This window comes from Vibrio satsumensis, from assembly GCF_050337435.1.
GTDB lineage: Bacteria > Pseudomonadota > Gammaproteobacteria > Enterobacterales > Vibrionaceae > Vibrio > Vibrio satsumensis.
The window spans coordinates 221,461-236,090 of the sequence record NZ_JAKJSX010000010.1 but is presented as its reverse complement, the minus strand read 5'-3'; the positions used below and the strand labels follow the sequence as shown (position 1 = coordinate 236,090).

At 45.1% G+C, this 14,630-nt stretch carries 16 protein-coding genes and 1 other RNA gene; 11 read left to right on the top strand and 6 right to left on the bottom strand.

Annotated elements, in window-relative coordinates; translation table 11 throughout:
• Position 1: 1 nt before the first annotated feature.
• Both ssrS and zapA read right to left on the bottom strand, forming a co-directional pair.
• Positions 2-184, bottom strand: a non-coding RNA gene (ssrS, locus tag L4C44_RS14705) — 6S RNA.
• An 11-nt stretch (positions 185-195) separates the two neighbouring features.
• Positions 196-504, bottom strand: a complete 309-nt coding sequence (gene zapA, locus L4C44_RS14700; RefSeq protein WP_004735366.1) for a cell division protein ZapA — start codon at positions 502-504, stop codon at positions 196-198.
• Positions 505-812: 308 nt separating this feature from the next.
• Here zapA and L4C44_RS14695 point away from each other — a divergent pair, with 308 nt between their 5' ends.
• From L4C44_RS14695 to L4C44_RS14685, 3 genes are read left to right on the top strand one after another with little or no spacing between them, the layout of a single operon-like run.
• Positions 813-1,388: a YecA/YgfB family protein gene (locus L4C44_RS14695; RefSeq protein WP_019826273.1), complete on the top strand. Its 576-nt coding sequence runs from the start codon at positions 813-815 to the stop codon at positions 1,386-1,388.
• A gap of 24 nt (positions 1,389-1,412) precedes the next feature.
• Positions 1,413-2,591, top strand: a complete 1,179-nt coding sequence (gene ubiH, locus L4C44_RS14690) for a 2-octaprenyl-6-methoxyphenyl hydroxylase (RefSeq protein WP_428805312.1) — start codon at positions 1,413-1,415, stop codon at positions 2,589-2,591.
• Positions 2,592-2,602: 11 nt separating this feature from the next.
• Positions 2,603-3,826, top strand: a complete 1,224-nt coding sequence (locus L4C44_RS14685; RefSeq protein ID WP_428805303.1) for an FAD-dependent 2-octaprenylphenol hydroxylase — start codon at positions 2,603-2,605, stop codon at positions 3,824-3,826.
• 99 nt (positions 3,827-3,925) lie between these two features.
• Here the strand turns inward: L4C44_RS14685 and L4C44_RS14680 are convergent, their stop codons facing one another.
• The 3 genes from L4C44_RS14680 to ygfZ all read right to left on the bottom strand — a co-directional run bounded on the left by L4C44_RS14680 (position 3,926) and on the right by ygfZ (position 6,132).
• Positions 3,926-4,132 (bottom strand): DUF1107 domain-containing protein, encoded by a 207-nt coding sequence (locus tag L4C44_RS14680; RefSeq protein WP_009847660.1) that lies wholly within the window; start codon positions 4,130-4,132, stop codon positions 3,926-3,928.
• A 562-nt stretch (positions 4,133-4,694) separates the two neighbouring features.
• A complete protein-coding gene (locus tag L4C44_RS14675; protein WP_428805302.1) occupies positions 4,695-5,156 on the bottom strand; it encodes an aminoacyl-tRNA deacylase in 462 nt (153 codons plus the stop codon).
• 4 nt (positions 5,157-5,160) lie between these two features.
• Positions 5,161-6,132 (bottom strand): tRNA-modifying protein YgfZ, encoded by a 972-nt coding sequence (ygfZ, locus tag L4C44_RS14670; RefSeq protein ID WP_428805301.1) that lies wholly within the window; start codon positions 6,130-6,132, stop codon positions 5,161-5,163.
• A 166-nt stretch (positions 6,133-6,298) separates the two neighbouring features.
• Here ygfZ and L4C44_RS14665 point away from each other — a divergent pair, with 166 nt between their 5' ends.
• The gene (locus L4C44_RS14665; protein WP_004735374.1) at positions 6,299-6,559 is read left to right on the top strand and encodes an FAD assembly factor SdhE; all 261 of its coding nucleotides are present in this window, start codon (positions 6,299-6,301) and stop codon (positions 6,557-6,559) included.
• Positions 6,507-6,926 carry a protein YgfX gene (locus L4C44_RS14660; protein ID WP_371714150.1) on the top strand — a complete coding sequence of 140 codons (420 nt, stop codon included), beginning with the start codon at positions 6,507-6,509 and terminating at the stop codon, positions 6,924-6,926. Before L4C44_RS14665 ends, L4C44_RS14660 begins: the two co-directional genes overlap by 53 nt.
• A 101-nt stretch (positions 6,927-7,027) precedes the next feature.
• On the opposite strand, the gene nadB is transcribed toward L4C44_RS14660, so the two are convergent.
• Positions 7,028-8,644, bottom strand: a complete 1,617-nt coding sequence (nadB, locus tag L4C44_RS14655) for an L-aspartate oxidase (RefSeq protein ID WP_048605812.1) — start codon at positions 8,642-8,644, stop codon at positions 7,028-7,030.
• 389 nt (positions 8,645-9,033) lie between these two features.
• On the opposite strand from nadB, the gene rpoE reads away from it, so the two are divergent.
• The 6 genes from rpoE (at position 9,034) to lepB (ending at position 14,613) form a co-directional block, all read left to right on the top strand.
• On the top strand, positions 9,034-9,612 hold the full coding sequence (gene rpoE / locus L4C44_RS14650; RefSeq protein WP_428805300.1) for an RNA polymerase sigma factor RpoE: 579 nt from the start codon (positions 9,034-9,036) through the stop codon (positions 9,610-9,612).
• A 26-nt stretch (positions 9,613-9,638) separates the two neighbouring features.
• Entirely contained in the window at positions 9,639-10,262 is a 624-nt protein-coding gene (locus L4C44_RS14645; RefSeq protein ID WP_327783508.1) for an RseA family anti-sigma factor, read from the top strand.
• Positions 10,259-11,221, top strand: coding sequence for a sigma-E factor regulatory protein RseB (gene rseB, locus L4C44_RS14640; RefSeq protein ID WP_146490599.1), 963 nt, complete (start codon positions 10,259-10,261; stop codon positions 11,219-11,221). The genes L4C44_RS14645 and rseB overlap by 4 nt, the downstream gene beginning before the upstream one ends.
• On the top strand, positions 11,218-11,688 hold the full coding sequence (locus L4C44_RS14635; protein ID WP_048605807.1) for a SoxR reducing system RseC family protein: 471 nt from the start codon (positions 11,218-11,220) through the stop codon (positions 11,686-11,688). Before rseB ends, L4C44_RS14635 begins: the two co-directional genes overlap by 4 nt.
• Positions 11,689-11,825: 137 nt before the next feature.
• Positions 11,826-13,619: a translation elongation factor 4 gene (gene lepA, locus L4C44_RS14630; RefSeq protein ID WP_017059045.1), complete on the top strand. Its 1,794-nt coding sequence runs from the start codon at positions 11,826-11,828 to the stop codon at positions 13,617-13,619.
• A 97-nt stretch (positions 13,620-13,716) separates the two neighbouring features.
• Positions 13,717-14,613, top strand: a complete 897-nt coding sequence (lepB, locus tag L4C44_RS14625) for a signal peptidase I (RefSeq protein WP_428805299.1) — start codon at positions 13,717-13,719, stop codon at positions 14,611-14,613.
• Positions 14,614-14,630 lie beyond the last annotated feature (17 nt).

Below are 14,630 nucleotides of genomic sequence, written 5' to 3'. Positions count from 1 at the left end.
GGGATACCCCAAAGTGCCGTTGAGAATAGATGGCCCTTGAACCAGCGAGTTCAAGGCGGATCAGCAATGATTACCGTAGGCTTCTCGGCGGACCGAGCATGCTCAATAGCACTCAAGTACTAACCCTTAGGGATTGCTTATCGGCTCGGGGACGTGAATCCTCTGACAAACACTCCAGGGTAAATTTTGTGTACGCTATTGCTGTCCGTGCTTAACTTTACTGAGGACATCTGAAAGTGATGTCGTGAGCTGTTCCATTCGCTCGGTCAGTGCGTTTTGTTCGTCGTTTGCTTCAAACTTCTTGGTTTGTAGCTCATAACAAATATTCAGAGCTGCGATCGTTAGCAGCTTCACTTCATTGGTTACCTTAGTACGTTCAGCCATCTCTTTCAATCGATTATCAAGATCGGCCGCCGCTGCAATCAATGACTCTTCTTGCCCTGGTGGACAATTCACTCGAGTCAGTTTTCCTAATATTTCAACGTCTACCGCTTGATTACTCATGATGGATGAACTCTTTAACGCGCTATTTTAAGGCTGTTGCCCTTCGCCATTTTTTGAGAAAGAAAAAGTGCAAGTACCGATGAGGAAGCAATCTCCTCTGAGGGAGAAACTATAGGTAAACCGCTATTAAGATTCAAGCTTTTCAGAGTGACTGTTTGTAAATGAGAGCTTGAGCACACAGTAATTCAGCAAATTGAACAATTGATAGTCAGTCATCCTTCAATTGCTGGGGATCGATGCTTACCAGAATTGGGGTGAAGTGGTACGATTATACTATCGATATAAAGAATAACTGAGCGAGCTATCTGATGAGCGAAACTACTTTACCTGACTACCTAACGGTTGCGACTGAACTTCAATCGGCAAGTCTAGCCGTAACCCCTGCTGAGATGCATGGTTTATTAACGGGTATGTTAAGCGGAGGCTTAAACCTTGCAGATAAAAGCTGGCAACCACTGATCTTCGATTACACCAATGAAGGCATGGGCTGGCCAGATCGCGCGCTAACGCTAGCGGAAGCAACATTGAAAGTTACAACCAGTGAAATCACAGGCTCAGGTATGGAACTGTCTATGTTACTGCCGGATGAAGATGCAAGCGCGAGCGTGTTTGATCTTGCTGATGGTGTGTCTGATTGGATTAACCATTTCATTTCTGGTTTGGGGCTTGTTGGGGCTCAATTGAACAAAGCGTCTGAAGGCACCAAAGAAGCGTTGGCGGATCTTGAAGAGATGGCGAAGCTAGGCATTGATGAAGAAGATGATCTGGAAGAGCAAGCACAACTTCTAGAACACGTTATTGAGCACGTAAAAGCGTGTGCACTAACGATTCATGCTGAATTCGGTGCACGCCCATCTGAAGATGCGGCGCCAACCATTCATTAATTAGTTGGCCGGTTTGAGGTTATGATGGCTCAGTATGATGTTGTAATTGCTGGTGGCGCAATGGCAGGGGCAACCTTAGCCCTTGCTTTGAATCACCTAAGCCAAGGTTCATTGTCGATTGCGGTAGTGGAGCCTTATCAGGTTGATCATCAAGCTCATCCAGGGTTTGATTCTCGTTCGATTGCTTTGTCCTATGGCACGGTGCAGATCCTGGATTCTTTGCAGTTGTGGCAATCTATCGCTCCAGTAGCGACCCCGATTAAAGATATCCATGTTTCGGATAGAGGACATGCCGGAATGACAGACATCTACAGTGAAGAGCTTGCTGTAGATGCGCTTGGCTACGTGGTCGAGTTAGCCGATGTGGGGCGAATCTATCAACAGAAACTTGAATCAGAAGCGGCAATTGCCATGCTTTGCCCTGAGTCTGTCAGTAAAGTTGAACGTGAAGAAGCGTTGACGACGATTGAACTGACAAGTGGGCAAACCATAACGACTAAGTTATTGGTTGCAGCTGATGGTGCAATCTCAACCTGTTGCCAACAGCTCAATATCTCATTGAGTGAGCACGACTTTGAGCAAGTTGCTGTGATTGCCAATATCGTGGCGAGTGAACCTCACCAAGGTCGCGCATTTGAGCGTTTTACTCACCATGGGCCAGTTGCTCTATTACCGATGAGTGACAACCGTTTATCGCTGGTTTGGTGTTTGACACCAGAGCAAGCACAAAAAGTGATGACGCTAAACGACAACGAATTTCTTGAGCAGCTGCAGAACGATTTTGGCTGGCGACTTGGTCGATTAGAGAAAGTCGGCAAGCGTGCTAGTTACCCACTGATTCTTCGTCATCGACAGCAAAATATCTCTCATCGATTTGCTATTGTTGGCAATGCCGCTCAAACGCTCCACCCAATTGCGGGGCAAGGCTTTAACCTTGGTATCCGAGATGTGGCTTCCTTGGCAGAAGAGTTATGTCGCCAGTTGGATGATGTGGGTCGTTACAATGGTCTTGTTAACTTTAGAAAGCGTAGAGAACAAGACAGAGACGCAACGATCACGCTGACTTCAAGCCTAGTTCATCTGTTCTCAAACGATTTTATGACCGCTCGCATTGGGCGTAATCTTGGGTTAGCCGTAATAGATAACCTTCCACCACTTAAAGGTCCACTTTTGCGTCATACGCTTGGCCTAGTAGAAAGATAAGGTAATAAATAATGATGCAAAGTGTTGATATCGCGATTGTTGGTGGTGGCATGGTTGGCCTAGCGCTTGCTGCTGCCTTGAAAGACAGTGACCTAAGAATTGCTGTCATTGAAGGCAGAGCGCCTAGTGAAGGGCTGAGCGAGCTGCCTGATGTACGCGTGTCTGCATTGAGTCGTTCTAGTGAAGTGATTCTTCGTAACCTAGGGGCATGGCAAGGCATTGAACAAAGACGAGCTGCACCATATCAAGCGATGGAAGTGTGGGAGCAAGACAGCTTCGCTCGTATTGAGTTTGACTCGACACGCTTGGCTCAGCCGAACTTGGGTCATATCGTTGAAAATCGTGTGATTCAATTAGCGCTGCTTGATCAGGTTAAGAAGCAAGACAATGTCAGCCTGTATATGCCCGCAACGTGTAAAACGATGGCGATTGGTGAAAGTGAAGCTTGGTTAACATTGGACAATGGTCAAGCTCTGACTGCTAAGCTGGTTGTTGGAGCAGATGGCGCAAACTCTTGGGTTCGTAAGCAGCAAGATATCCCATTAACACATTGGGATTACGGCCACAGTGCGATTGTCGCGAACATCAAAACCACAGAGCCGCACCACAGCGTTGCTCGTCAAATATTCACACCTCAAGGCCCATTGGCATTCCTACCAATGCAACCAAGCCACATGAGCTCGATTGTTTGGTCTACGGAGCCTAATCGTGCCGAGAAGCTTGTATCAATGTCAGAGGCTGATTTTAATAAACAGCTAACGTCAGAGTTCGACTCAAAGCTCGGACTGTGCGAAGTGGTTGGTGACCGTTTTGCCTTCCCACTCCGCATGCGTTATGCGCGTGACTTTGCGGTAGAGCGTGTGGCTTTGGTTGGTGATGCTGCTCATACCATTCATCCATTAGCAGGGCAGGGCGTTAACCTTGGCTTATTAGACGCAGCAAGCTTAGCACAAGAGCTGTTAAAGCTATGGTCTGCGGGTGAGGACATTGGCACCAAGCGTAATCTTCGCGGCTACGAGCGCTGGAGAAAAGCAGAGGCTGCGAAGATGATAGCTTCAATGCAGGGCTTTAAAGATCTGTTTGAAGGCGATAACCCAGCTAAGAAGCTGATTCGTGGTATCGGTATGAAGCTTGCTGGCCAATTACCGGGTGCGAAAGATGAGATCATGAAGCGCGCACTGGGTTTGTCAGGTAATCTTCCTGACTTAGCTAAGCGACCAGTGACTCATAGATAGTGACATAGTGTTCTGGTGATTTATCGAATCATCATTGATACGAAAAAAGGGTTGGCATTATGCCAACCCTTTTTGTTTTTAATTCTGTAGGTAATCAGGTCATGCGTACGCGCAGCGCAGTTTCATGATTTCACTATTTATTTCTTTCACTGTTTGAAAGTGACGTTTTTCTGCTCGGTCTGGTAGCACTAGCTTACCGTTATCAAACTCAAATTTTCCTACGCCGTAAATGTAGATTCGTCCTTTGAAAAGTCGACTTACATGTTTAGCAATCATACTCGGTGTATAGCGCTTAAACAGTCTCATTCTTAATTATCCTTATATTTACCTAGCCTGCATATTATAGAAAAACTCCGAGATAATAATTGTGATAAGCATGGAGTAATATGCAGTAGAGTTGACGTTAATTAGATATTTGTGCTGTTCTAAGCACTTTCTTCAGTAAATATCTATTTTTACGTGAGCTCCTCCCCAAAATAATACTGAGTAGTGAACTGCCGTGAACTTTCCTGTTCGGTATTAAGCAGTGATAATGTTACAAGTATAAGAATAGGCGGGATTTTTTTGTTTGTGTAATCAAATTGTAAATTTTGGACAAAAAAAAGCCCGTCTAAAACGGGCGAATAGTCACAGATGCATTACACAAAAGTGGATACTGATGTTACTCAGTGGATTCACTTGTACTGATTTGCTTAATAGCTAGTCAGTAAATTCACAATAACGCAAATTTAACTTTGTGACTACTTATGCTTTTATTTTGAGTAACTATTTATTAAGGGTGTACTCTTCTTATGACGAAGTTCACACTAAATATGTATCTAATGAAAAATTTAAAGAAGGTTTGCGATCAATTACGTCTTAGAATGGATCATCGACTGATCTCTGCAACGATTGGCGCGCATAACGCCATAAGATCCTCGAGATCAAGTGCAACACCTGCCATTCGATCACCAGAGCTAATGGTCACGGTTGAGTTGTTCTGAATGGAAGGATCAAAAATGATCGGCATGTGCCTCTTTAGAGCAAGCGGACCGACACAACCAACCTTAAAGCCGGTGATGGATTCCACATCGGTGAGTGATACGCAGGTCATTCGACGGCAATTCAGCACTGAGCGTACTTTCTTGGGATCGACAGAGCGATCGCCTGCTGTACAGGCCAACGCATATTGGTTTCCCATATCCTTGAGCAGGATGCACTTCACCATTTGAGATGGGGCGATGCCTCGCTCTTGCGCGGTTTCTTCAATGCTGGTGGTGGGTTTGCTTTGCATCAGCAGGCGATAATCCACCTGCTGTTGATCTAGCCATTGTGTAATCAGTGTTTCCACGTGATTACTCGTCTTCGAGGCTGTAAGGCAGTGGCAGGATATTCCATACTTGATCAGGTTGCGCAGTCAATCGAAGCTGAACATCATTATCAAGGTTGTTTGGCAATACCATCAAACCAATCGCTTTGTTATCAGCAAATTGATATACGTTTAATAATCGACCTGCACCACGCCAGTTCTCACCCACGCTGCGCTCTAGTTCAATAGGGTTCTCTAGAGACAATACTTCTGCTGTTGTTCCTGAAACAATGCGCATCTCACGCTTGTTCATGCCACGGTATTTAGCACGAGCTACTGTTTCTTGACCTGTGTAACAGCCTTTTGAAAAGCTGATACCGCCAATCGCTTGCAGATTAAGCGCTTGAGGAATGTGCTCGTTTTGCTCTGCTTTCGATAGGTTCGGTTGAGCATCAATAATTTCATGATATTGCCAAAGTGCTTCTGATACTTTTTCTGCTGAGCTACTCGAGATTATGGTTGCTGCAGCTTCTTCTGTAATAAGCAGCGCCCAACGATTGTCAGAGACTTTAACCGCGCTACCACCAGAGATAGTACGCACATTACCTTGGCTTTCTGAAATAGAATCAATGTATTGATCCGCAGACGCGCCCATCACACCGATAACAACATCTGTCGTTTGTTCAATATCAACCTTAGAAAACACAGCGTATTTTTTGATTTCAACGAGCTCGACTTCAATCGCAGATTTAGGCTGCATGAGTGCGTAACCGCCATTGTGATGGAACAGGCGGAAGATGCTCCATACCTTTCCTTTTGCATCACAGTGTGCGCCTAACGTGGATTCATCATTAGAAAGAGTGACGACATCGCACGTTACTTGACCCTGTAGGTACGACTTTCTGTCATCGCCTATCATGGTGATTGCGCTCCAGTCTGACACGTGTGTCATCATCAGTTCTGGAAGCGATTCATTTTGCGTATGAGCGAGTGGCTGAAATGTGTTTTTCCAATCCATTTTATCTTTCCTAAGAATTTTATTTGGCTCTATGTTAATCCGGTTCTGTTTCTTTGTCAGCCTAGGTTTTTTTGTGAGCTTAGATAGGGACTGTGACTCACATAGTAGTTGCAGGGCGTATGACTTGTTACACTCCGAGAAAGAAAATTATAGGTGAGGATAGCCAATGTACACTGCAGAGCAGAAAGCACGAATTAAATGGGGTTGCCGTCGCGGCATGTTAGAACTTGATGTAGTCATCATGCCATTTTTCGAAGAGTGTTTTGATTCATTGCAAGAGCAGGAGCAGCGCGAGTTTGTTTCTCTATTAGAGTGTGATGACCCAGATTTGTTTACTTGGGTAATGGGACACGGACGCAGTGAAAACCTAGGTCATGCATCAATGGTTGATAAAATTGTCGCACACAACCTCAGCAAGGTTCGTTAAGCTTCAGCTTAACCCTTCGTATTCCGCATTATTTGCAAAAGGCACTATTTTTGGGTGCCTTTTGTTTTTCATCGTCCTGTCTTCTATTCCACTTGCCGCCAGCCTTTATTGCTTAGCTTTAATGATCCGCTTGTTCAGAAACAACCATGTGACTCTAAACAGCGCCCATGGGAAGTTTGATTACAAAGAGGATGGTGATATTCGACTCAATGACCGAACTTACCGACTCAAGTCTGTTGATAAGATCTGGGCGCAGTTCTTTGTTAAATTGCAGTTTGAGTGCGGGCACTCGGTATTGCTTTGGCGCGACAGCTGTTGCGAGCATGAATATCGTCACTTTCTGGCGAACTTACAACGAGCACGCTAGATAAAAGAAAACGTTAGACAAAAGAAAAGGGAGCACTCGGCTCCCTTTCGTTTAATTATTTTTTGCTGACGGCCAATTAGCTAATCACGTTTAACCAATTATTATGCTTGGCGTTTCTCTGGCGTCAGAATCGTTGGGCCACTGTCTTCAGCAAGTTCAGGGTAATCCAACGTGTAGTGAAGGCCACGGCTCTCTTTGCGCTGCATTGCACAACGAACCATTAGCTCTGCCACTTGTAGCAAGTTACGCAGTTCTAATAGGTTATTCGAAACCTTGAAGTAGCTGTAGTACTCATGAGTTTCTTGCTGCAACATTTGAATACGGCGCAGTGCACGCTCTAGTCGCTTATCCGTTCGAACAATGCCCATGTAATCCCACATGAATAGACGTAGCTCGTGCCAGTTGTGCTGAATGATAACTTCTTCATCACTGTTAGTGACTTGGCTTTCATCCCATGCTGGCAGTTCTGCACACAGTTGAGATTGGTCGATGTTCTCAACGATATCTTTTGCTGCTGCCCATGCGTAAACCACACACTCAAGCAGTGAGTTAGAAGCCATACGGTTTGCACCGTGTAAGCCGGTATAGCTCACTTCGCCAATCGCATACAAGTTAGTGAGATCGGTTTGACCTTGCTTATTAACCATTACACCACCACAAGTGTAGTGAGCGGCTGGCACGATAGGGATTGGCTCTTTGGTCATATCGATGCCCAAGTCCATCAAGCGAGTGTGGATCATTGGGAAATGCGCAGTGATGAATTCTTCAGGCTTGTGGCTGATGTCTACATACATACAGTCTGCGCCTAAACGCTTCATTTCGAAGTCAATCGCACGAGCAACCACATCACGAGGCGCCAGTTCACCACGCTCGTCGAAGTCCTTCATGAATCTTGAACCATCAGGGCGACGCAAGTAAGCGCCTTCACCACGCAATGCTTCCGTCAGAAGGAAGTTACGCGCTTCTGGGTGGAATAAACAAGTTGGGTGGAACTGGTTGAACTCAAGGTTTGCCACACGACAACCCGCACGCCAAGCGATAGCAATACCATCACCTGAAGAGACATCTGGGTTAGAGGTGTACTGGTAAACCTTTGAAGCGCCACCTGTTGCTAATACAACAAACTTAGCGCGCACGGTTTCAACGTGTTCTTGGTTGCGGTTCCAAATGTAGGCTCCGATAACCTTGTCTTTCGAACCACCAATCTTATCTTCAGTGATTAAATCCAGCGCATTGTGGCGCTCGAAGATCTCGATATTTGGGTGGTTGTTGACGTTATCTTGCAGCGAGGTTTGCATCGCCATGCCCGTTGCATCAGCAGCGTGCAGAATTCTACGGTGGCTGTGGCCACCCTCTCGAGTGAGGTGATATTTTGGTTGGCCTTCTGTGCTGTTCTCATCTTTATCAAATGGAACACCACCATCAATCAGCCATTGCACACACTCTTTAGCATTTTCAGCAATGAATTGAACTGTATCTTCTTCACATAACCCAGCCCCAGCAATTTGAGTATCCTCTACATGAGACTCAATACTGTCCGACTCATCGAACACCGCGGCGATACCACCTTGTGCGTAATACGTCGATCCTTCGCTGCGTGGTCCTTTGCTTAATACAATTACTTTTGCATGTTCTGCTACGCGTAAGGCTAATGACAAGCCTGCCGCACCACTTCCTACCACTAATACATCACACTGATGTTCACGGTTTGCGTTCATAAAACTTATTAAATCCCGGGCTATAGTCGAGTTGTCCACTCTCAATTGACTTTGTCTTGTTTTAGGAGTTTGGGTAAGACTGTTATAATCTCTCCAGAGTCATCCTTAAACGCTATGCAAAATCAATATATAGACAGCTATCTAGAAATATTTAATTGCTCAATACCATTGCTTTTGCTCAAGTTTCCCCAAATTGATAGGGATAGCTATTTTTATTACATCACATTGTGAAACAATAATGGCAAATAATTTTAAGAAAGTTGGAACTTTCGGTATTTGGCTTAGTCACAATAGTGCTCTTGTAGACGGTGGTGTCAATACTACATTTCGCATAATTAGTACCCATATCTGTGAAGGTGAGGGTTATAACAATAGGAGTACCCGCTCGAATGAACGAGCAGCTAACCGATCAAGTGTTGATTGAGCGAGTTCAGAGTGGAGATAAGCAGGCATTTAACTTACTAGTGGTTAAGTATCAAAACAAAGTTTGTAATCTTATCTCTCGATACGTGAATAATTCCGGTGATGTACCTGATGTAGCACAAGAAGCTTTTATTAAAGCTTACCGCGCGATACCTAACTTTCGTGGCGAGAGTGCCTTCTATACATGGTTGTACCGAATTGCCGTGAACACCGCTAAAAATCATATCGTTGCCCAAAGCCGTAGGCCGCCAGCAACAGATGTAGATGCAGAAGATGCAGAATATTACGAAACTGGCAGCGCGTTAAAAGAAATATCGAACCCTGAGAACTTAACGCTGTCAAAAGAATTGAAACACGTCGTTTTTGGAGCGATTGAAGCGCTACCAGAAGACTTAAAAACTGCAATGACGTTGCGTGAGCTCGAAGGTTTGAGCTACGAAGAGATTGCAGAAGTAATGGATTGCCCTGTAGGAACCGTACGTTCGCGTATTTTCCGAGCTCGTGAAGCGGTGGAAAAGAAAATTAAACCTCTTTTGCAACGCTAGAACTTGTAATAATTATGGTGAAAATAATGGCTGATAAAGAAAAGCTTTCGGCACTCATGGATGGTGAAACGATCGATAAAGTTCTCATTGTAGATCTCGAATCCGATCAAGAAAGCATGGATACCTGGCAGAGTTACCATTTAATTGGTGATGTTATGCGTGGGGATGCGCCAGAAACTCAAGATTGGAACATTGCTAACAATGTGGCAGCAGCGCTTGAAGCTGAGCCTGCACATAGTGCAATGCCGAACCTGCACCAAGTGAATGTTGAACCTACTGTTGCTCCAATTGAAGAGCAGCCTAAACCTCAGCAAGCGAAGCGTCAGCTTCCGGCTTGGTTACAACAGTTTGGACAAGTTGCCGTGGCAGCGTGTGTTTCATTAGTGGTTGTATTAGGTGTTCAACAATATGGTGGCAGCGACCCTGCAGCACCAGAGCAGTTGCCTGTACTCCAGACGATTCCATTTGCGGGTTCTGCGGAACCAGTAAGCTTAACGCGTGACTCTGTTGAAAAGCCGGCATCGGAAGCTAACTTGCAAGAGCAGCGTAAACGCGTTCATGCAATGCTAGAAGATTATGAGCTGCAGCTAAGACTTAACAGTGATGCATCGCCAATGCAAGATGCACATCTAGAATCGGACATTGAATGAAGAAAATCCTGGTCAGTGCACTGACACTGTTCAGCTTGATGTCTCCAACAGCCTTTGCAGAGGAACCTACTGCAAAGGCCTTGTTGCATCAAATGAACGAGGCCAGTCAGCATCTAAATTACGAGCTCTCTTACATATTGATAAAGAAGAGCAGTATTGAACCTCTACTTTATCGTCATGCCGTTAACGACGATCAACAACTTGCACACCTTGTTTATCTGAGCGGCCCGGTTCGTGAAGTCATTCGACGTGGCAATGAAGTTAGTTACATCGAACCGGGTACTGAGCCATTTACTATTCAATCTGGCAGTATGGTTGCACCTGTCATTCCGATGATTAACCGAGATATTGACTCTCTGAACCAGTACTACGATTTTGTAAAAGTTGGACGCTCTCGTGAAGCGGGAAGCACCACTCAAGTATTACGCGTCGTGCCAAAAGATGGCCTTCGTTACTCCTACGTAGTTTGGGTCGATGAAAAAACCAGTCTTCCGTTGCGTGCCGATCTTTTGGATCGTGACGGTGAAGTGCTTGAACAGTACCGCACTATTTCTTACGTGGTGAACGATAAGATTGCAGAGGCAATGGGGGGATTGAACCAAGCTCAATTGCCGAAAGTCTTATCATTGCCGGAAGGCTTAGTGAGTGAAACTAACTGGCAGGCCTCTTGGATTCCTGAAGGGTTTAAGTCAAAAGAGCTTAGCCGTTATCAAATGGCAGCGACAGATAAAATGGTTGAAAGCCAGCTTTTCAGTGATGGATTGTTTAGCTTTTCGGTTTATATCGCCGATAAAGACGAACATTCATTGAAAGGGCAGTTGGTACGTCAAGGGCGTAGAACCTTGCATAGCTTAGTGATTGGCGACAAAGAAATCTCTGTGGTTGGTGACATTCCGCCTGCAACTGCAAAGCGTATTGCTCAGTCAGTTACATTCAATAAATCGGTACCAGCGCAATGATGACCGCGTTGGCGACCGTTAGCTCAGTTGAACAAAAAGGTAAGCAATATTTTGTTCAACTGAGCTGCGAACAACAAACCAGTTGTAGCAGTTGCTCTTCTCAAAAAAGTTGCGGCACGGGTATTGTGACCAAGGCAGTTGGCAATAAATCTTTGTTTTGGCAGCTTAAAACTAAAAGCTTAGTCAAAGCTGGGCAAATCGTAGAAATTGGCTTTCCTGAAAAAAGCCTACTTCAGTCGGCAGCCATCGTTTATCTAATCCCACTTTTCATGCTGATGATTGGTGCTGGTTTTGGACAACTCTTGTTGCAACCCTTACTTCAAGGGGGCGAGGGTATTGTTATCTTAAGTGCAGCACTGTTTACCGCTGGTGGGATTGCCTTAGCGAAGCGGTTAGCCAAACCCATGGAAGACAAATCCAAGCAAGAAGTCGTCTTGATTCGAATCCTAGGTGAGTCTCTCGTCTAATTTATGATGCTTCTTGCCCTTAAATTGGGTAGAATCTGCCAACTTGATTGAAATGCCGCCACCAATGCTGAGTGTAGATTGGACGCGTCGCGGCTTTCTTATTATCCCTATTCAAAGAGTTTAGTCACACCAAGCCTATGAAGCACATTCGTAATTTTTCGATTATCGCCCACATCGACCACGGTAAGTCGACCCTTTCTGACCGCTTAATCCAAGTTTGTGGAGGATTAAGTGAACGTGAGATGGCAGCTCAAGTCCTCGATTCTATGGATATAGAACGCGAGCGTGGTATTACAATTAAAGCGCAGAGTGTGACTTTAGATTACAAAGCTAAAGATGGTGAAACTTACCAACTTAACTTTATCGACACTCCTGGACACGTAGACTTCTCTTACGAAGTATCTCGTTCTCTAGCGGCTTGTGAAGGCGCACTACTTGTAGTGGATGCTGGCCAAGGTGTTGAAGCACAAACTCTAGCAAACTGTTACACAGCAATTGAAATGGAACTGGAAGTAGTGCCAATCTTGAACAAGATTGACTTACCTGCAGCTGAACCAGAACGTGTTGCTGAAGAAATCGAAGAGATCGTTGGCATCGATGCGATGGAAGCGACTCGCTGTTCTGCGAAAACCGGCTTGGGTGTTGATGATGTTCTAGAAAACATCGTAACGGCCATCCCGCCACCGGAAGGTGATCCTGAAGCGCCTCTACAAGCGTTGATCATTGACTCTTGGTTCGATAACTACCTTGGCGTAGTTTCTTTGGTTCGTATTAAAAACGGTAAGCTGAAGAAGAACGATAAGATCAAAGTAATGTCGACAGACCAAGTATGGGGTGTTGACCGTCTAGGTATCTTCACGCCTAAGCAAATCGATACTACAGAGCTAAATACTGGCGAAGTAGGTTGGGTTGTTTGTGGTATTAAAGACATCCTAGGTGCACCAGTTGGTGATACGTTGACGCTTGCAAAGGGCGGCAGCACTGAACGTCTACCTGGCTTCCAAAAAGTGAAGCCTCAGGTATACGCAGGTCTATTCCCTGTATCATCTGATGACTACGAAAACTTCCGTGACGCGTTAGGCAAGCTAAGCCTGAACGATGCGTCACTGTTCTTCGAACCAGAAAGTTCGGCAGCACTTGGTTTTGGTTTCCGTTGTGGCTTCTTAGGAATGCTTCACATGGAGATCATCCAAGAGCGTTTAGAGCGTGAATACGACCTAGACCTAATCACAACTGCTCCAACAGTAGTGTATGAAGTTGTAAAAACAGATAAAACGGTTCTTTACGTTGATAGCCCGGCTAAATTGCCAGCGGTTAATGACCTAGAAGAAATTCGTGAGCCAATTGCACGCTGTAATATTTTAGTACCTTCGGACTACCTAGGTAACGTAATCACACTTTGTGTTGAGAAGCGTGGCGTACAAGTAGACATGGTGTACCACGGTAACCAAGTTGCTGTGACGTACGATCTTCCTATGGCAGAAGTAGTTCTAGACTTCTTCGACCGTCTGAAGTCGACGTCTCGCGGTTACGCATCATTGGATTACAACTTCCAACGTTACGAGCCATCAAACATGGTTCGTGTAGACGTATTGTTGAATGGCGAAACGGTTGATGCACTGGCTATCATCACGCACAAAGACATTGCTCAGTCTCGTGGCCGTCTACTGGTAGAGAAGATGAAAGAGTTCATCCCTCGTCAGATGTTCGATATCGCGATTCAAGCAGCGATTGGTAACCACATCATTGCTCGTTCTACAGTGAAACAGCTGCGTAAGAACGTAATCGCAAAATGTTACGGTGGTGATATCAGTCGTAAGAAGAAACTTCTTAAGAAACAAAAAGAAGGTAAGAAGCGTATGAAGCAGATCGGTAACGTTGAACTGCCTCAAGAAGCATTCTTAGCGATTCTTCATGTTGGTAAAGACTAACTTCATCCAGCATTAAACGAATAATTGAAAGTGAAAGAGTAGCTCGCTATTCTTTCACTTTCGTTATTTTTAAAGAAATGAAATTTAAGGGATATCAATGGCTAATACATTTTCGCTTATCTTAGTGATCGTAACTCTAGTGACTGGCATTGTATGGGCGTTGGAAAAGTTTGTGTGGGCGAAGAAGCGCCAACAAAAACTGGCTGACGTTGAAGCACAATCGAATGGCCTAGACGCTGAAACCAGCGCAAAAGTTACGGCTCAGCCTTGGTGGGTTGAGAACAGTGTGTCCATTTTCCCGGTAATTGCATTTGTTTTGGTTCTGCGTTCATTTATTTATGAACCGTTTCAAATCCCTTCTGGCTCGATGATGCCAACCCTTTTGGTTGGTGATTTCATCTTGGTAGAGAAGTACGCGTACGGTCTAAAAGACCCTGTATGGCGCACTCAATTGGTAGAAACGGGCAAACCAGAGCGTGGTGATTCAATCGTATTTAAGTACCCACCTCAGCCTAACATCGACTACATCAAGCGTGTTATTGGTATGCCGGGTGACACAATTCGTTACAGCAGTCGTAAAGAGATCTGTATTCAAGCGAAGGGTACAAGTAGCTGTGAGCCAGTGAAACTAAGTAACGTTGAAGAAAGCCAATTTGTTCAAGATGGTGTGCCTCTGATTCAGCTGAATGAACAGCTTGGAGACGTAGAGCACCAAATTTTAGTTAACCCATTACGTCGTGATCGTGTACAAGCATACCAGCCTCGCAATGGTGTTAACGAGTGGGTCGTTCCAGAAGGCCAGTACTTTGTGATGGGTGATAACCGTGATAACAGTGCCGATAGCCGTTACTGGGGCTTTGTCCCTGAAGCAAACCTTGTTGGTAAGGCCGTTGCTATTTGGATCAGCTTCGAATTCGAACGTGGTTCAGACAGTGTACTTCCAACATGGATTCCTACTGGTGTGCGTTTTAATCGCATCGGTGGGATTCATTAATCGATCAATTAACACAT